Source organism: Micromonospora sp. WMMC264 (assembly GCF_027497275.1).
In the GTDB taxonomy this organism is placed as follows: domain Bacteria; phylum Actinomycetota; class Actinomycetes; order Mycobacteriales; family Micromonosporaceae; genus Micromonospora; species Micromonospora chalcea.
Window position 1 is genome coordinate 6,479,131 of the sequence record NZ_CP114907.1, and the last position, 16,389, is coordinate 6,495,519.

Annotated in this window: 15 protein-coding genes; 10 read left to right on the plus strand and 5 right to left on the minus strand. The window is 75.7% G+C overall.

Annotated features, from left to right (window positions below; genetic code table 11):
- The first annotated feature begins 30 nt into the window (after window positions 1-30).
- From O7542_RS28965 to O7542_RS28980, 4 genes are all read left to right on the plus strand, one after another.
- Window positions 31-780 carry an SDR family oxidoreductase gene (locus tag O7542_RS28965; protein ID WP_281605476.1) on the plus strand — a complete coding sequence of 250 codons (750 nt, stop codon included), beginning with the start codon at window positions 31-33 and terminating at the stop codon, window positions 778-780.
- Window positions 781-827: 47 nt separating this feature from the next.
- Window positions 828-2,948 (plus strand): RecQ family ATP-dependent DNA helicase, encoded by a 2,121-nt coding sequence (locus tag O7542_RS28970; protein WP_281605477.1) that lies wholly within the window; start codon window positions 828-830, stop codon window positions 2,946-2,948.
- Window positions 2,949-3,071: 123 nt separating this feature from the next.
- A complete protein-coding gene (locus O7542_RS28975) occupies window positions 3,072-3,302 on the plus strand; it encodes a heavy metal-associated domain-containing protein (RefSeq protein WP_043328162.1) in 231 nt (76 codons plus the stop codon).
- A complete protein-coding gene (locus tag O7542_RS28980) occupies window positions 3,295-4,329 on the plus strand; it encodes a hypothetical protein (protein WP_281605478.1) in 1,035 nt (344 codons plus the stop codon). The genes O7542_RS28975 and O7542_RS28980 overlap by 8 nt, the downstream gene beginning before the upstream one ends.
- 8 nt (window positions 4,330-4,337) lie before the next feature.
- Here O7542_RS28980 and O7542_RS28985 read toward each other — a convergent pair whose 3' ends face one another.
- Window positions 4,338-4,757 (minus strand): helix-turn-helix transcriptional regulator, encoded by a 420-nt coding sequence (locus O7542_RS28985; RefSeq protein ID WP_043328166.1) that lies wholly within the window; start codon window positions 4,755-4,757, stop codon window positions 4,338-4,340.
- A gap of 192 nt (window positions 4,758-4,949) precedes the next feature.
- On the opposite strand from O7542_RS28985, the gene O7542_RS28990 reads away from it, so the two are divergent.
- Window positions 4,950-5,378, plus strand: a complete 429-nt coding sequence (locus O7542_RS28990; protein WP_113973475.1) for a hypothetical protein — start codon at window positions 4,950-4,952, stop codon at window positions 5,376-5,378.
- 8 nt (window positions 5,379-5,386) lie between these two features.
- Here O7542_RS28990 and O7542_RS28995 read toward each other — a convergent pair whose 3' ends face one another.
- Together O7542_RS28995 and O7542_RS29000 are read right to left on the minus strand one after the other, a co-directional pair.
- Window positions 5,387-6,535 (minus strand): SAM-dependent methyltransferase, encoded by a 1,149-nt coding sequence (locus O7542_RS28995; protein WP_043328170.1) that lies wholly within the window; start codon window positions 6,533-6,535, stop codon window positions 5,387-5,389.
- A 179-nt stretch (window positions 6,536-6,714) separates the two neighbouring features.
- Window positions 6,715-8,373 (minus strand): DEAD/DEAH box helicase, encoded by a 1,659-nt coding sequence (locus O7542_RS29000; RefSeq protein WP_043328172.1) that lies wholly within the window; start codon window positions 8,371-8,373, stop codon window positions 6,715-6,717.
- 285 nt (window positions 8,374-8,658) lie between these two features.
- Between O7542_RS29000 and O7542_RS29005 the strand changes: the two genes are divergently transcribed.
- Window positions 8,659-9,345 (plus strand): ferritin-like fold-containing protein, encoded by a 687-nt coding sequence (locus O7542_RS29005; RefSeq protein WP_274476850.1) that lies wholly within the window; start codon window positions 8,659-8,661, stop codon window positions 9,343-9,345.
- Between the two features lie 45 nt (window positions 9,346-9,390).
- Here the strand turns inward: O7542_RS29005 and O7542_RS29010 are convergent, their stop codons facing one another.
- Both O7542_RS29010 and O7542_RS29015 read right to left on the minus strand, forming a co-directional pair.
- A complete protein-coding gene (locus O7542_RS29010) occupies window positions 9,391-9,618 on the minus strand; it encodes a DUF3107 domain-containing protein (RefSeq protein WP_030502928.1) in 228 nt (75 codons plus the stop codon).
- A 65-nt stretch (window positions 9,619-9,683) separates the two neighbouring features.
- The gene (locus O7542_RS29015; protein WP_030502929.1) at window positions 9,684-10,322 is read right to left on the minus strand and encodes a TetR/AcrR family transcriptional regulator; all 639 of its coding nucleotides are present in this window, start codon (window positions 10,320-10,322) and stop codon (window positions 9,684-9,686) included.
- Between the two features lie 149 nt (window positions 10,323-10,471).
- Between O7542_RS29015 and O7542_RS30560 the strand changes: the two genes are divergently transcribed.
- The 4 genes from O7542_RS30560 to O7542_RS29035 all read left to right on the plus strand — a co-directional run bounded on the left by O7542_RS30560 (window position 10,472) and on the right by O7542_RS29035 (window position 16,386).
- Window positions 10,472-13,564 carry a hypothetical protein gene (locus tag O7542_RS30560; protein ID WP_348651585.1) on the plus strand — a complete coding sequence of 1,031 codons (3,093 nt, stop codon included), beginning with the start codon at window positions 10,472-10,474 and terminating at the stop codon, window positions 13,562-13,564.
- A gap of 39 nt (window positions 13,565-13,603) precedes the next feature.
- Window positions 13,604-14,599: an alpha/beta hydrolase gene (locus tag O7542_RS29025; RefSeq protein WP_281605479.1), complete on the plus strand. Its 996-nt coding sequence runs from the start codon at window positions 13,604-13,606 to the stop codon at window positions 14,597-14,599.
- 5 nt (window positions 14,600-14,604) lie between these two features.
- Window positions 14,605-15,462, plus strand: a complete 858-nt coding sequence (locus tag O7542_RS29030) for a DUF3152 domain-containing protein (RefSeq protein ID WP_281605480.1) — start codon at window positions 14,605-14,607, stop codon at window positions 15,460-15,462.
- Between the two features lie 78 nt (window positions 15,463-15,540).
- Entirely contained in the window at window positions 15,541-16,386 is an 846-nt protein-coding gene (locus tag O7542_RS29035; RefSeq protein ID WP_104115501.1) for a DUF3152 domain-containing protein, read from the plus strand.
- Window positions 16,387-16,389: the final 3 nt, after the last annotated feature.

Genomic DNA, 16,389 nt, shown 5'->3' on the forward strand with positions numbered 1-16,389 from the left:
GAGAGCGGGGAGCGGGGAAGGGGAGCGGTCATGGGGGAGCGGCGGCTGGCTGTGGTCAGTGGGGGTGGGACCGGGATCGGGGCTGCCGTGGCACGGGGGCTCGTCGGGGACGGGTTCGACGTTCTCGTGGTGGGGCGGCGGGGGGACGTGCTCGACGCCGCCGCACGCCGGATCGGTGCCGAGAGCGGGCGGGACGGGGCGGTCACGGCCGTCGTCGCCGACCTGACCGATCCGGGGCAGGTCGGCGCGGTCGTGGACGCCGTGGGTGAGCGCGCCGTGGACGCCGTCGTCAACAACGCCGGTGGATTCCTGGGCGGGTCCACCGATTCGCTCGGCGGGGTGGCGGACTGGTGGCGGGCCAACCTGGACGCCAACGTGCTCACCGCCGTACTGCTCACCGAGGCGCTGCTGCCCGCCCTGCGCCGCCCCGGCGGCCGGGTTGTCCTGCTCGGCTCGATCGCCGCGCAGCGCGGCGGCGGCGGGCCGTACTCGGCCGCGAAGGCCGCGCTGCACGGCTGGGCGTACGACCTGGCCGCCCAACTCGGCCCGGACCAGATCACCGTGAACGTGGTCAGCCCTGGCTACGTGGCCGAGACCGAGTTCTTCGGCGACCGGATGACGCCCGAGGGGCACGCCAAGCGCGTCGCCGCCACGCTCGTCGGCCGAGCCGGTGTGCCGGACGACATCGCGGCGGCGGTCAGCTACCTGGTCGGCCCGTCCGCCGGGTACGTCACCGGGCAGGTGCTCGGCGTCAACGGCGGTTCCGTACTCGGCCGCTGACACGCGGAAGGGACGGCGGCCCCCGCCACCCCTGGTAGAAATGCCGGATGAGCCAGGATCGGACGGCCGTACGGGAACGCGCCGAAGCGGTGCTGCGGCGGCTGGCGGGTGACCACGCCCGGCTGCGCGAGGACCAGTGGCGGGCCATCGAGGCCCTGGTGGTCGACCGGCGGCGGGTGCTCTGCGTGCAGCGCACCGGCTGGGGCAAGTCGGCCGTCTACTTCGTGGCGACCGCGCTGCTGCGCGAGGGCAACCGGCACGGGCCGACGGTGATCGTCTCGCCGCTGCTGGCGCTGATGCGCAACCAGGTCGAGTCGGCGGCCCGCGCCGGCATCCGGGCCCGCACCATCAACTCGGCGAACCTGGACGAGTGGGACGAGATCACCGCCGAGATCCACGCCGGGGCGGTCGACGTGCTGTTGATCAGCCCGGAGCGGCTGAACAACCCGGATTTCCGCGACGGCGTACTGCCGAAGCTCGCCGCCACCACCGGGCTGCTGGTGGTGGACGAGGCGCACTGCGTCTCCGACTGGGGGCACGACTTCCGCCCCGACTACCGGCGGCTGCGCACGTTCCTGGCCAACCTGCCCGAGCGCACGCCGGTGCTGGCCACCACCGCCACCGCCAACGCCCGGGTCACGCAGGACGTGGCCGAGCAACTCGGTGACGCGCTGGTGCTGCGGGGCACGCTCGACCGGGAGTCGCTGCGCCTGGGCGTACTCGATCTGCCGAGCCCGGCCCACCGCCTGGCCTGGCTGGCCGACCACCTGGACCGGCTCCCCGGCTCGGGGATCATTTACACGCTCACTGTCGCGGCGGCCACCGAGACGGCCGACTTCCTGCGTGGCCGGGGCTGGTCGGTCGCCTCCTACACCGGGCAGGCCGAGGACGCCGACCGGCGGGCCGCCGAACAGGACCTGCTGGACAACAAGATCAAGGCGCTGGTCGCCACCAGCGCGCTCGGCATGGGCTTCGACAAGCCCGACCTCGGCTTCGTGGTGCACCTGGGCGCGCCGCCGTCGCCGATCGCCTACTACCAGCAGGTCGGCCGCGCGGGCCGGGCCGTCGAGCACGCCGAGGTGCTGCTCCTGCCCGGCGTGGAGGACGCGGCCATCTGGCGGTACTTCGCCTCGCTCGCCTTCCCGCCCGAGGAACAGGTCCGCGCCGTGCTCGCCGCGCTGGACACCGAGCGGCCGATCTCCACCCAGGCCCTCGAACCGGTGGTCGACCTGCGCCGGGCCCGGCTGGAGCTGATGCTCAAGGTGCTCGACGTGGACGGCGCGGTCCGCCGGGTGCGCGGCGGCTGGCTCGCCACCGGCGAGCCGTGGGTCTACGACGAGGCCCGGTTGCGGCGCGTCGCCGACGCGCGCGCCGCCGAGCAGCGGGCCATGCGGGAGTACGCGTCGACGTCCGGCTGCCGCATGCGCTACCTGCGGGAAGGGCTGGACGACACCGGGGCGGCCGACTGCGGGCGGTGCGACAACTGCGCCGGCCCGCTGTTCGAGGCAGCCGTCTCCGACGAGGCGCTGACCGCCGCGCAGACGTTCCTCGGGCGCCCCGGCGTCGCGATCCCGCCCAAGAAGCTCTGGCCGACCGGGTTGGAGGCGGTCGGCGTACCCCTGAAGGGCCGCATCGCCCCGGCGGAGCAGGCGCTGCCCGGCCGGGCCGTGGGACGCCTCTCCGACCTGGGGTGGGGCGGGCGGCTGCGCGGGCTGGTCGGGCCGGAGGCGCCCGACGGCCCGGTGCCCGACGACGTGGTGGCGGCCGTGGTCGAGGTGCTGAAGGCGTGGGCGCACGGCGACGACCCGTGGCCCCGGCGGCCGGTGGGCGTGGTCGCGGTCGGCTCGCGGACGCGACCGCTGCTGGTGGGCTCGCTGGCCGAGCGGATCGCCGCCGTGGGCCGGCTGCCGCTGCTCGGCCACGTCGTCCCGGCCGGTCCGTCCGGCGGCGGCGGGCCGCGCGGCAACAGCGCCCAGCGGGTACGCGCGCTGCACGACGCCTTCCGCCTGCCGGACGAGCTGGCCGACGCGCTGCCGGGGCTGGACGGGCCGGTGCTGCTGGTGGACGACCTGGTCGACTCGGGCTGGACCATGGCCATGGTGGCGCGGCTGCTGCGCCGGGCCGGCGCGCCGGACGTGCTGCCGCTGGCGCTCGCGGTGGCCGCCTGATCCGTCGCGTCCGCGTGACAGGTCCCGGCCGTCGAAAAGTTCCCGGCGCGGCCGGAATGCGAGCGTCGCCACCGTCGGCGGACCGTCGGCGGAGCCGCAGGTGACCGGCGGTACCGTGGGGTCATGACCGAGCAGCTACCCGTCGTCCAGACGTACGCCGTGACCGGGATGACCTGCGAACACTGCGTCCGGGCGGTGACCGAGGAGCTGTCCGCGCTGCCCGGCGTCGAGGAGGTCCGGATCGATCTGGCCGGTGGCACCGCCACCGTCACCAGTGACGCCCCGCTGGCGGTCGAGTCGGTCCGTGCCGCCGTGGACGAGGCGGGTTACGAGCTGGTCGGCGGCGGTGCCTGAGTCGTCGTCCGGCACGTCCGGCACCGGCGTCGTCCCCGACGACGCCGTGGCCGGCGCGACACCGCCCCGCGCCGGGGTGGCCGCGGGCGGCCCGGTCGCGGTGGATCGGGAGACGCTGCGGTTGGCCCTGGTGGTGGGCGGGCTCGTGCTCGCCGTGCTGCTCGGGTTCGGGCTCGGCCGGATGAACGCGCCCGCCGACCCGGCGCGGCCCGCAGCCACGGCGAGCGGGGCCACCACGGGCGCCGGCGGCATGCACGCCCACGCGCCCGGCACCGGCGCGCACTCCCACGACGGCGCCACCGTCACCCAGGGCGGCGGCGACGGCGCGGCCGGGCTGTCGATCACCTCGGCCGGTTACACGCTGGTCCCGTCGAACGCCGAGCTGACCGCCGGCCGCGCCGGTGAGCTGCGCTTCCAGATCCGCGACGACAAGCGCCGCGCGGTCACCCGGTTCGCCGTGGTGCACGACAAGCCGATGCATGTGATCGTGGTGCGCCGTGACCTGAGCGGTTACCTGCACCTGCACCCCACGATGGCCGCCGACGGCACCTGGTCGGTGCCGCTCGGGCCGATCGAGGCGGGCTCCTGGCGGATGTACGCGGACTTCACCGCCGTCGCCGACGACGGTGGACAGGTCGCCGTGGTGCTCGGCGCCGACCTGGCCGCGCCCGGCGCGTACCGGCCCCGGCCGTTGCCCGCCGCCGCGACGTCGGCCACCGTCGACGGGTTCACCGCCGCGTACACGGGCACCCCGGAGGTGGGACGCTCGGTGCCGCTGCGGTTCCGGATCACCGGCGCGGACGGCGCGGCAGCGCCGCTTCAGCCGTACCTCGGCGCGTTCGGGCACCTGGTCGCGCTGCGCGAGGGCGACCTCGGTTACCTGCACGTACACCCGGAGCCGGTGCGCGACGGCGACGAGGTGACGTTCTGGCTGACCGCGCCGGGGCCGGGCAACTACCGGATGTTCCTGGACTTCCAGGTCGGCGGCGTGGTGCGGACCGCCGAGTTCACGCTGACAGTGGCCTGAGCCCTCGGTCAGCCGGCGCGGCGGACCGGGCGGCGGGCCAGGTAGCGGAGCAGATCGCGGATGTGGTGCTTCTCCTCGGCGGGCACGCTCGGGTCGGCCAGCCGGTCCAGGATCACCCGCACGTCGGCCTCCACCGGACCCTCCTCGGCACCTCGGCGGCGCGGCACCGGACCGGCGTCAGGCAGGCCCAGCGCGCGGAACGCGGCCGCCACGGGCAGGTCGAGAGCGGCGCAGAAGCCGCGCACCTTGGCGAGTTCGGGGTAGTCCTGCCAGTCGCCGGCCAGCCAGCGGAACACCGTCGAGCGGCCGACTCCGGTGTGGGTGGCCAGATCGGTGACCGTCCAGCCGCGTTCCTCGCGCGCGTCGTCGATGGCCCGGCGTACGAAGCGCGCGAAGGCCATCTGCGGCGAAACGTCTGCCGAACCCATCCCTGTCGGATCTGCCCCTCCCGCCGGTGGCCCGGCTCTGCCGATCGAGCCTAGTACGCCGGGGCGCAGAAGTAACTGACTGATCGGTCCGGAGATCTCGTCGGCGGGACTCGGTGAATGCGGAAGCTTGCTTCGGGTAATGCGCTTCGGGTAATAGGCTGAGTGAACCCTGAGAATCGATGGAGGAGAAGCATGGCCGAGCCGGACCGTCCCGTACCGCATCGCCCCGGCGCGGTGAGCCTCTTCTTCGTGGCCAAGGCCGCGTTGTTCGCTCTCGGCTTCTGGATCTGGCTGCTGGTGCTGGCGGTACGCGGTGGCGAGGCGACCGGCGTACACCTGATCGCCGCGACCGGCGCGATCTGCACCACGCTGGCCTCGGTGGTGTTGGGAGCGCGGATGGCGTTGCAGCGCAACGCCGCCCTCCGGCATGCCGAGCTGAAGCGGATGCTCGTGGACATCTCGTGGAACGCCTTCGCCGCCGCCGGCAACGCCGAGCAGTTCGGCGGGAAGGTGGTGCCGTTCCCGACCGCGGCCGAGGACGGCGAGCGGCCCGCCAACCGTGGTGAGCGCGTGTCTGTGCTGGACCGGGGCGATCGCAACCGGGGCGACCGGGGGCGGTAGCGCGCCCCTCAGGCCCGCTCCGCCAGCAGCGTCTCCAGCCGGGGCGTCACGCCCCACTGGCCGACCAGCTCGCGATACTCGGCGCGCTGCCCGTCGGTCGGCGCTCCGGCCGTCCGGCGTGCCCGGATGAGCAGGTTGCGCGGCGTGTGCTGGGAGTCGACGAACTCCACCACCTCGGCGCGGTACCCGTGCAGGCGCAGCAGACCGGCCCGCAGCGCGTCGGTCAGCACGTCGGCGAACCGCTCCCGGAGGATGCCCTGCCGGGTCAGCAGCTCGTACGGGCCCGGCGCCGGGCGGGCCCGGAGCTGGGCGGCCAGGTCGTGGTGGCAGCAGGGCGCGGCGAGCACCCAGCGGGCGTCCCAGCGCACCGCCCGGGCCAGCGCCTCGTCGGTGGCGGTGTCGCAGGCGTGCAGCGCGAGCACCAGGTCCGGCGCCGGTTCGACGGGCGCCTCGGCGATGGTGCCGGCCACGAAGCTGACCCGGTCGGCCCAGCCCAGCCGCTCGGCCAGCTCGGTGTTGCGGCGGCGCTGGTCCTCGCGTACGTCCACGCCGACGAGTGTCACGTCCAGGCCGCGCCGCAGCAGGTAGCGGTAGGCGGCGAAGGTCAGGTACGCGTTGCCGCAGCCCAGGTCCACCACCCGCAGCGCGCCGGTGAGGTCGTCGGGCAGCGTCGCGGCCAGCGCGCGCAGGAACGCGTCGACCTGCCGGCGTTTGGCCGCCGAGCCGCCGATCTCCTTGAAGAGGGGATCACCCGGGTCGAGCAGCCACTCCTTGGCCCGGTCGTGCCGCTCCGGCTCGCCGGCGGTACGGCTGGCCGCCGCGCGGTGCACCTGCGCCTCACCGGACTTCGTCACCCGGAGCTGGATCGTGGCGTCGGCGGTCTCGACGTGCCAGTTGCCGAACGGCTCGGCGAGCAGTTCGTCCACCGCGGCGTCGGCCTCGGCTCCCGGCGCCACGTTGCGGGTGTGCGGCCGTGACCCGTCGGAAGTGGCGATCTGCAACCGGGGGCCGCTCTTGAGCGCGACCGGGCGCAGTTCCGCGCGTACCACCGAGGGACGCTGCCCACGACGCCGCCCGGCGGCCACCGCCCGGGTCAGCCCCGGCGCGAGCAGCAGCGTCCGTACCTCGGCGAGCGCCGATTCCAGCGCTTCCGGCATCCCTACCTACCTCTCCAGTTCTCCACCCACCCCGCCGACCTGGTCGATCATGAGGTTGGCCGTACGTGAGCACGGCGTGTCGCGCCGTCAACTTCATGATCACCGCGTGGGTCCGGCGGTCGTGGGACGGGGACGGCCTCCGGGACCGGGGTCCGGGAGGCCGTTTCCGTTGGTGTTCGTCAGTCGGCGTTGCTGGCTTCGGCGGGCGCGCCGGTGCTGCCGCTGCGGCGGCGACGACGGCGACGCGGCTTGCTCGCCGTCTCACCCTCCGCGGCCTGCGGTGCGGCGGGGGCCTCGGTCGAGCCCTCGGTGCTGATCACCGCGGTCGGCTCGCCGGCCACCGTCTCGCCGGCCCGGCGACGACGCCGCCGACGCGGCGTACGGGTCGCCTCGCCGTCCCCGGCCTCGGCCTGCCCGGCGGGCGCGTCCCCGCCGTCGCTCGTACGGCCCCGACCGCGGTCACCACGGTCACGGTCGCCGCGCTCGCGGCCCCGGCTGTCACCCCGACGCGCGCCCCGGCGTGCCCGGCCGCCGCCACCCAGGTCCTCCTCGACCTCGGCGGACAGCCCGGCGCGGGTGCGCTCGGCGGTCGGCAGCGTGCCGCTGACGTCGGTGGGGATGGCCAGGTCGGTGTAGAGGTGCGCGGAGGTGTGGTACGTCTCCGGCGGCTCGGGCATGTCCAGCCCGAGCGTCTTGTCGATGATCCGCCAGCGGGGCATGTCGTCCCAGTCGACGAACGTCACCGCGACACCCGTGGCCCCGGCCCGGCCGGTACGGCCGATGCGGTGGGTGTAGGTGTCCTGGTCCTCGGGGCAGTCGTAGTTGATCACGTGCGTGACGCCGGTGACGTCGATGCCCCGGGCCGCCACGTCGGTCGCGACCAGCGTGTCGATCTTGCCGGCGCGGAACGCCCGCAGCGCCCGCTCCCGCGCGCCCTGGCCGAGATCGCCGTGTACGGCGGCCACGGCGAAACCACGGAAGTCGAGATCCTCGGCGACCCGGTCGGCGGCCCGCTTCGTACGGGTGAAGATCATGGTCAGGCCACGGCCCTCCGCCTGGAGGATGCGCGCCACGATCTCGACCTTGTTCAGCGAGTGCGTGCGGTACGCGAGCTGCGTGGTCTGCGGCGACGGGCCGGTCTCGGCGGTGTGCCCGGCGTGGATCGTCACCGGCCGGCGCAGGAACCGCCGCGACAGCGCGACGATCGGGTCCGGCATGGTGGCCGAGAACAGCATGGTCTGCCGGTCCTCCGGCAGCATCGCCAGGATCTTCTCGACGTCGTCCAGGAAGCCCAGGTCGAGCATGCGGTCGGCCTCGTCGAGGACGAGCGCGCGGACCCGGTCGAGCCGCAGGTGCTTCTGCTTCTGCAGGTCCAGCAGGCGGCCGGGGGTGCCGACCAGGATCTCGACGCCCCTGCGCAGCGCCTCGATCTGCGGCTCGTACGCCACGCCGCCGTAGATCGGCAGCACCCGGACGCCCCGGGTGCGACCGGCGGCGTCGAGGTCCTTGGCGACCTGGATGCCCAGCTCACGGGTGGGTACGACGACGAGCGCCTGCGGGACGCCGTCGCTGCCCTCGGACGGGGCGAACACGCGCTCCAGCAGCGGGATGCCGAAGCCGAGCGTCTTGCCGGTGCCGGTCGGGGCCTGCCCGATCAGGTCGACGCCGCGCAGCGCGATCGGCAGCGCGTACTCCTGGATGGCGAAGGCGCGGGTGATGCCGGCGGCGGCCAGCGCCTCGACGGTTTCCTGCCGCGCGCCGAGCGCGGCGAACGTGGGTGCCTCCGGCGGGACCGGAGCGGTGGGGGCCAGTGGCTGGCCGGAAATCTGGTCGCTCATGTGGATGTGGGGGTGCCCTCTCGTGGTGCGCCCCTCATGTCCTCAGGGCGCGTTCGGTGTGTGGCGCGGGCCACGCGGTCGGGGGCGAATCGCCGAGCCGGACCGGGCCGCACGCGCGTCGGGGACCGGTCTTGATCAGCGAAGCTGACCGAATCGGTGCCCACGGCAACTGTCTCATCCTACCTGAACGGCCCCTGAGTCGTCCCGATTCCCAGGTGGTGGCCGTGCGCGCGGGGCGGCTCGATGTGACTTGAGTCACAGCGTTGGCGCCGGTAGCCTGCGCTCGTGGCCGCCCCCGACCCCGCCGCGACCGGCTCTGCCGCCGCCGGTCCCACCGCCCCCGATCCCGCCGCGATCGACCTGTTCGGGCTCGTCGCGTACGGCGAACTGCTCGCCTTCGACCGCCTCGCCGCCGACGCCCGCCTCGCGCCCGACCTGGGCCGCCGCGCCGCGCTCAGCGAGATGGCCGCCGCGGAGATCGCCCACTATCGCTGGCTGACCGACCGCCTCGCCGCGTGGGGCGTCACCCCGGAGGAGGCGATGGTCCCCTACGTCGAGGCGCTGCGGGCGTACCACGACTCGACCGAGCCGCGGGACTGGGCGGAGGCGGTGACGAAGGCGTACGTGGGCGACGCGATCACCGACGACTTCCTGCGCGGGATCGCCGGCGGCCTGGACGGGCCGGAGCGGACGCTGCTGCTCGACGTGCTGCACGACTCCCGGTACGCCGAGTTCGCCGCGGCCGAGATCCGGGCCGCGATCGAGGCCGATCCCCGGGCCGCGGGCCGGCTCTCCATGTGGGCCCGGCGGCTGCTCGGGGAGGCGCTGTCCCAGGCCGGCCGGGTCGCCGCCGCCGACCGGGGCGCGCTCAGCGCGTTGATCGGCCGGACCGGCGGGGACGTGCCGGGGCTGCTGCGCCGGCTGACCGAGGCGCACACCGCGCGGATGACGGCGGTCGGGCTGAACAACTGAGCCGCCGTGGCGGGAGGCCCGCCACGGCGGCCGGCGCCGCGGGAATCAGCGAACGGTGAACCCGACCGCGCGAGGCGACGCCTCGGCGATCTCGACGTAGGCGACCTTGCCGACCGGCACGATCACGCGCCGGCCCTTCTCGTCGGTCAGGGAGAGCGTGCCCTCGCTCCTGGCGAAGGCGTCGGTCACGATCTGCTCGATCTCGGCCGGCGACTGCGCGCTTTCCAGGACCAGCTCCCGCGGCGCGTACTGCACGCCGATCTTGACCTCCACTGTGCCTCCTCAACTGGGGCGAAAAAGCCACCGTGGGAAGGCTATCCGATCCGGCGGCCCGATGTTCAGGCTGACTCACCTTGCAGCGGGAAGCTGGCGATGCCCCGCCAGGACAGGGCCGCGACCAGCGCCTCGGCCTCCGCCTTGGGCACCTGCCGGCCGCCGGCGAGCCAGAACTGGGCGGCCGTCTCGGCGGCGCCGACCAGGCCCGATGCGAGCAGCTCGGCGTGCGACCGGCTGACGCCGGTGTCCGAGATGATCGTGTCGGTGATGGCCGCGATGCAGCCCTGCTCGACCCGCTCCACCCGCTGCCGCACCGCCGGGTCGTTGCGCAGGTCGGACTCGAAGACCAGCCGGAACGCCTCGCTCTCGTGGTCGACGAAGTCGAAGTACGCGCGGACCGCGGCGCTGACCCGTTCCTTGTTGTCGCTGGTGCTGCTCATGGCGCCCTGCACGTTTGCCACTATCGCGTCACAGTGCGTGTCCAGCAGCGCCAGGTAGAGCTCCATCTTCCCGGGGAAGTGTTGGTAGAGCACCGGCTTGGAGACCCCGGCCCGCTCGGCGATGTCGTCCATCGCGGCGGCGTGGTAGCCCTGCGCGACGAACACCTCCTGAGCAGCGGCGAGCAGCTGCTTACGGCGTGCCGAGCGGGGCAGGCGGGTGGGCCGACCGGCGGTCTGTGCACCGTTCCCCACTGCGGTCATGGGAACCTCCGAGTATCTGCGTACGAGCCGGCACGTATCACCCGAACCGGTGCGGGTTCGTGAACCCGTCGCGGAATTGGCCCGCCGCTGTAACTTATCGCCACTGTCACCACACGGTAGCCTCAGCGGGGGCGACCAAGGAGCGCGCGGTGAGTGAAACAGGGCAACCCGGAGCCGCCACCCCGGGAGAGCACGGCGACGGGACGGGCCGGCAGGACGAACCAGCCCGCACCGGCGGCGGTTGGGCGCCCCCGCCGAACGGCTGGTCCCGTGGTGCTCCGGCGCCCGGCGGCTGGCCCTACGGCGATCTCGGCGGCTGGGCCGCCTCCTCGCCCCGGCACGGTGACCTGCCGGCTCCGCTACCCGGCCGACCGGAGCCGGGACCGGTGAACGGCCGCCACGTCAACGGCGTGCACCACGCCGGGGAGGAGTCGCGCGTGACCCGCCAGGCGCCGGTCAGTGCCCCGCCGGCGGACGAACCGCCCCGGCAGAGCGACGGCGAGCGGCTGGCCGTACCGGCCCCGCGACCGGCGCCCCCGGCCGAGCAGCAGGTGAACCCGGCCGACGCCGCCGGCTCCCGGCACGCCGCCGACGACCCGGCCGCCGCGCCCCGCTGGGCCGAGAGCGGCCCCGCCTCCGCGCCCCCGGCCCTGCAGGTGCCGCCGGTCGGCGCCGCCGCCTCCGGCTTCGAGGTGCCACCGGGCTTCCACGCGCCGAACACCGAGTCCACCCCGTCGCTCTCCCGTGGCTGGGCCGACCGGGCGGCCGGCGAGCCGTCCGCCGACCCGGCCGGCCGTTCCGCGCAGCCCGTGGGCGACGTCCGCCCGCCGGACGGACCGGCGGGCGCCGCCGGGCCCCGGGCCGCCGCCGACTCCCGGGAGCCCGCCGCGGACGACCCGGGCGCCGGTGAACCCGACTGGTCCGGACCGTCCTGGAACCGCCCGAGCTGGGGCGACGGCTGGGCCCCGCCGTGGGCCCGCACCGACGAGCCGGCGGCGCGCCGCGCCGCCGAGCCCGCCGACCGGCGCGAGCGGGAGGACGACACCGCCGGCCGCCGCGCCGCCCGCGACGACCGCTCGGCCCATGACGACCTTGCCAGCCACGACGACCGCGCGGCCCACGACGACCGTGCCGGCCATGACGACCGCGCGGGCTGGGACGACCGGGCGGGCTGGGACGACCGGCCGGCCCGCGACGAGCGCGCGGCCGAGTGGGCGCCCGAGCCGGTGCGGCCGTACATGCCGGCCCGCGTCGAGCCGCCGTCCGGCTACGAGCCGCCCCGGCCCGAGCCGGTACGGCCGTACGAGCCGCTGCGCGCCGAGCCGGCCGCCGGACCGGAACCGATCCGGCCGTACGAGCCGGAACCGCCGCGTCAGTACGAGTCCGAGCCGGGCACCGGTCCGGAGCCGGCGCGTGAGGCGACCCGGCCGTTCCGGCTGGCCCGGGGCGACGGCGAGCCGCCGCACGGGTACGAGCGACCCTCGTGGGCCGGGCCGCCGGTGCCGGTCCCGCCGGTGAACCCGGCCACCGGTCCCGAGCCGGCGAGCGCCCCACCCGCCCCGGCCGGCGGGTACACGCCGACGTTCCCCGGCTACCCCGCCGCGCCCGCCGGGCCGCCGCCTGCCGCCGCGCCCGTCGCCAACCCCGCGACCCGGGCCACCGGTGAGACCGCCGACGATCCCCGGCAGCCGCCGGCCGCCCCTGCCCGGCCGATCTCCGGAGTCCCGGCGCAGCCGGCCTCCGGCCTCCCGGCACAGCCGATCTCGGGCGTGCCGGCCCGGCCGACGTCCGGCGTCCCGGCCGGGCCGATCTCCGGTGTGCCGGCCGGGCCGATCTCCGGTGTCCCCGCCACGAGTGGTGCGGCGCACACCGACCGCACCTCCGCGCCCCAGCCGGCGAGCGCGCCCCCCTACGCCGCCCGCCGGTCCGCGCCGGAACCCGTGCCGGCCGCCGACGCGGCCACCGAGCCCCGACCGGAGGAACCGGCCCCAGTGGTGCTGCCGCAGCGCGTCCCCGCCGAGCCGGACGTGCCAGTCGTGCCGGAGCCGCCCGCAGTGGAACCGTCCGCCGAGACCCCCGAACTCGCCCGCATCGCCACCCACCTGCGCCGGGACGACGAACCCGCGCCGCTGCGTGAGCGCCCGGAGGGCTTCGACGTCAACGCGATCCTGGACGCGGTCCGCGAGGTGGCCGGCGTACGCGACGCGGCGCTGCGCCGTACCCCGGCCGGCGCACACAGCCTCCGGCTCGACCTGGCCGACGGCGCGGACCCGGCAGAGGTCAGCCGCCTGGTGGCCCGGCTGCTCCAGGAACGGATGGGCCTGGCGGCGGCGCCGCAGAACCTGCCCGGCGCGCCGGTCGTGCCACCGCCGGCCCCACTGCGCCGCCGATCGGCCCGGCTGGACCGGGCCGGTGAGGCACGGGCGGGCGAGGGCCGTTCGCCCGGGCCGATCCACGCCCGCGCCCTGCCGGACGAGACGCGGACGGCGGCGCCCGCGCCCCGCAACGGTGACGAGCCCGGACCGGCCGGGGACGAGACGCCGACGCGTACCGGTGTGGTGCGCCCGGCCGCGAACCGCTCCGGTGAGGGACGGTTCGGCGGCACGGACCGCGCGGCGCGTCCGGCCGACGCCCCGGCCGAGGGCGACGAGCCGCCGCGCCGCCGCCGGCAGGCCACCCACCGGGGCCGGGCCGCTGTCGACGAGACGTCGCTGGCCGCCGCGCCGACCGGCATGTCCACCGGCAGCCCGGTGACGCTCGGCACCTCGTACTCCGGTGGGCAGATGACCACGACGGAGACCGCGCCGTCGCGACCGCTCGACACCGGCGGCGCGCCCGGGCCCCGGGTGGTCATCGAGCACGTCCTGGTGAGCACGTTCGGCCTGGACGCCACCACTGAGGTCCGCCTGATCGCGGGCGACCGGACCGCCGAGGGCCACGCGACCGGGCCGGCCGTCGACGGGTACGTGCTGCGGCTGTGCGCGGTGGCGGCGGCCGCGGCGGTGGACGAGTTGCTCGGCCGGGGCGTCCCGGCCGGTGAGCACGGCCGGTGCTTCGTGGAGCACGCCGCGGTGGTGCCGTTCGGCAACTGCGAGGTGGCGACCGTTGTCGTGCTGCTGGTCTGCGACGGCTGGGTGGAGCAACTGGCCGGGTCGGCCCTGGTCGCCGGGGATCCCCGGCAGGCGGTCGTGCGGGCCACGCTGGCGGCGGTGAACCGGCGGCTGGAGGCGCTGCTCGCCTGAACGGTGTGCGGTACGGCGCGCGCGGGGAAGACTGGAGACATGAAACGCGCCGCACTCTGGCCGGAGCACAGCCTCCCCGCGCACGAGGTCCCGCCGCCCTGGCCCGGCCGGCACGTCCGGCTCGACGGCACGCTCGTGCACGTCCGGGACACCCCGGCGACCGGGCCCGGCGCGGAACCGGCGCTGTACGTGCACGGCCTCGGCGGGTCCGCGCAGAACTGGACCGACCTGGCCGGCCTGCTCGCCGGCCGGCTCGACGGCCAGGCGATCGACCTGCCCGGCTTCGGGCGCAGCGAGCCCGGACCGCGCTACACCATCCCGGCCTTCGCCGACCGGGTGATCCGCTGGATCGAGCACACCGACCGGGGGCCGGTGCACCTGTTCGGCAACTCGCTCGGCGGCGCGATCTCGGTCCGGGTGGCGGCGCTGCGGCCGGACCTGGTCCGCACGCTCACCCTGATCTCGCCGGCCCTGCCGTTCCTGGACTTCCGGCGTTCGTTGCAGGGGCGGATGCTTCCGCTGCTGGCGATCCCCCGTGGTGAGCGGCTGGCCGCCTGGCGGCTGGCCCAGTTCACGCCCGAGGTGGCGGCGCAGCAGGTGATGGAGGCGTGCGTCGCGGATCTGACCCGGATCAGCGAGCAGCGCCGGCAGGAGGCGATCGACGAGATCCGGGTCCGGTACGAGGCAGCGCACCACGCCGCCGCGTACGTGCGTACCTTCCGGGGACTGGTCGGCAGTTTCCTGCGCTCGTACCTGCCGGGGGAGGGCGCGCTGTGGCGGCAGGCGGCGGCGGTGCGGGCGCCGACGCTGGTGGTGGGCGGAAGGCAGGACCGCCTGGTCGACGTCCGGGTGGCGCCGCAGGCGGCCCGCGTGATCCCGGACAGCCGGCTGCTGATGCTCGACGGCGTCGGGCACGTGGCGCAGTTGGAGGTCCCGCGGACGGTGGCGCGGGCGGTGCTGGGGCTACTCGGCGAGCCGTCGTCGCCGGACGCCGGTGCGGGGGAGAGCGGAACGGGGCGCGACATGGCAGGCTGAGCCGGATGCCCAGCTCACGCCCTCCCCGCACCGCCCGGTCCCGGGCCTCCGCTCGTCCCTGGCGCTCCGCCCTCGTGGTGTGCGCCTTCCTCGCCGTCGCCGCGGTCGGCGTCGGCGCGGCGCTGCAACTTCCGTCGGCGGGGGCGGGGATGCGGGTCACCGACGGGTTCGTGGCCCAGCCTCCGGCGCCGACGCGGACGCCGCCGAGCGTGTCCCCGTCGCCGGTGGTGACGCCCAGCTCCTCGCCGCCGCCGGTGCTGACGCTGTTCGACCCGGGGCCGGCGAAGGGGCGGGGCAGCTTCGGCTACGACGACCGGCCCGGCGGGGTGCTGGGCCGATCCGGGCCGCTGCAGCGGTACCGGGTGGCGGTCGAGAACGGCTCGGGCGAGCAGGTCCGCGACTTCGGCGATGCGGTGCAGCGGGCGCTGGCCGGCCCGGGGAGCTGGGTGGACGGCGGCCGGTTGCGGTTGCAGCGGGTCGGGCCGGGCAGCGGGTACGACTTCACGATCTACCTGGCCACCCGGGAGACGGCGCGGCGGTTGTGTGGCGCGGGCGGGATCGACATCCGCGTGGGCGGGGTGCCGTACACGTCCTGCCGGGTTCCGGGCAAGGTAGTGATCAACCTGGACCGGTGGCGGACCTCCGCGCCGCACCTGGTCGCCGCCGGGATGACGCTCGACGACTACCGGCTCTACGTGATCAATCATGAGGTGGGCCACCAGCTCGGGCACCGGCACGAGGGGTGTCCGCGGGCGGGGCGGGCCGCGCCGGTGATGCAGCAGCAGACGCTCTTCCTCAACGGCTGCCGCCCGAACCCGTGGCCCTACGTGGGCGGGAAGCGGTACGCCGGGCCGAGCCTGTGACCGCCGGTTCGTGAAGAACATTCGCGGCATAGGCGGCAAAAGCAGCTAAATGCCCGAATTGCATGGCACGCTGATGTCATGACCTCGTCGTCCCCTTACGACATGCACGCCGAGCCGCGCCGCCGACCGCCGCCCCGTCACCCGGCCGAGCGTCCCACGGTGCGCCGCATGCGCCGTCGTCGCCGCCGCTCGGTGCTGCTGCTGGCGATGCTGCTGGCCGCCGGCAGCGGAGCGGTCGGCGTCACCCGGCTGAACGCCCCCGGGCCCGGCGGGACGTCGCTCGCGGCCGAGCCGTCGCTCGCCCGCGGGGCCGCCGAGGCCGACGTCCCGGCCGCGCCGCCGACCGGCTACCCCACCGCCGGCCCCGGCACGTTCGCCGTGGCCCAGGGCCGATCCCCGGTACGCGGACACGCCGGGCCGCTGCGCCGCTACCGGGTCGAGGTCGAGCACGGTACGGGGCAGGACGCCGACGGTTTCGCCGCCACCGTGGACGCGGTGCTCGGCGACCCGCGCAGCTGGATCGCGTCGGGGGAACTGCGGGTGCAGCGGGTGCCCGAGGCGGCCGCCGCCGACTTCACCGTCTACCTCGCCACCCCCGTCACCTCCGAGCGGATGTGCGCCGAGGGCGGACTGCGCACCGACCGGTACACCTCCTGCCGGCTGCCCGGCCGGGTCGTGCTCAACCTGGCCCGCTGGATGACGGCGGTGCCCGACTACGGCGCCCCGCTGGACGTCTACCGGACCTACGTGATCAACCACGAGGTCGGGCACGAGTTCGGCGAGCTGCACCAGGCGTGCCCGGCGCCCGGCGCGCCCGCCCCGGTGATGCAGCAGCAGACGTACGGGCTGGACGGCTGCCTGCCGAACGCCTGGCCGTACGTCGACGGGGCCCGATACTCCGGCGAGCCCACCGACGGGGTCTGAGTT

Bases quoted from the DNA above. Each gene is read 5' to 3' on its own strand.
- O7542_RS28990 (WP_113973475.1), top strand. From the start codon at position 4,950: ATGGCCGAGCCGGACCGTCCCGTACCGCATCGCCCCGGCGCGGTGAGC.
- O7542_RS28995 (WP_043328170.1), bottom strand. From the start codon at position 6,535: ATGCCGGAAGCGCTGGAATCGGCGCTCGCCGAGGTACGGACGCTGCTG.
- O7542_RS28985 (WP_043328166.1), bottom strand. From the start codon at position 4,757: ATGGGTTCGGCAGACGTTTCGCCGCAGATGGCCTTCGCGCGCTTCGTA.
- O7542_RS28975 (WP_043328162.1), top strand. From the start codon at position 3,072: ATGACCGAGCAGCTACCCGTCGTCCAGACGTACGCCGTGACCGGGATG.
- O7542_RS28970 (WP_281605477.1), top strand. From the start codon at position 828: ATGAGCCAGGATCGGACGGCCGTACGGGAACGCGCCGAAGCGGTGCTG.
- O7542_RS29030 (WP_281605480.1), top strand. From the start codon at position 14,605: ATGCCCAGCTCACGCCCTCCCCGCACCGCCCGGTCCCGGGCCTCCGCT.
- O7542_RS29035 (WP_104115501.1), top strand. From the start codon at position 15,541: ATGACCTCGTCGTCCCCTTACGACATGCACGCCGAGCCGCGCCGCCGA.
- O7542_RS29025 (WP_281605479.1), top strand. From the start codon at position 13,604: ATGAAACGCGCCGCACTCTGGCCGGAGCACAGCCTCCCCGCGCACGAG.
- O7542_RS28965 (WP_281605476.1), top strand. From the start codon at position 31: ATGGGGGAGCGGCGGCTGGCTGTGGTCAGTGGGGGTGGGACCGGGATC.
- O7542_RS29000 (WP_043328172.1), bottom strand. From the start codon at position 8,373: ATGAGCGACCAGATTTCCGGCCAGCCACTGGCCCCCACCGCTCCGGTC.
- O7542_RS29015 (WP_030502929.1), bottom strand. From the start codon at position 10,322: ATGACCGCAGTGGGGAACGGTGCACAGACCGCCGGTCGGCCCACCCGC.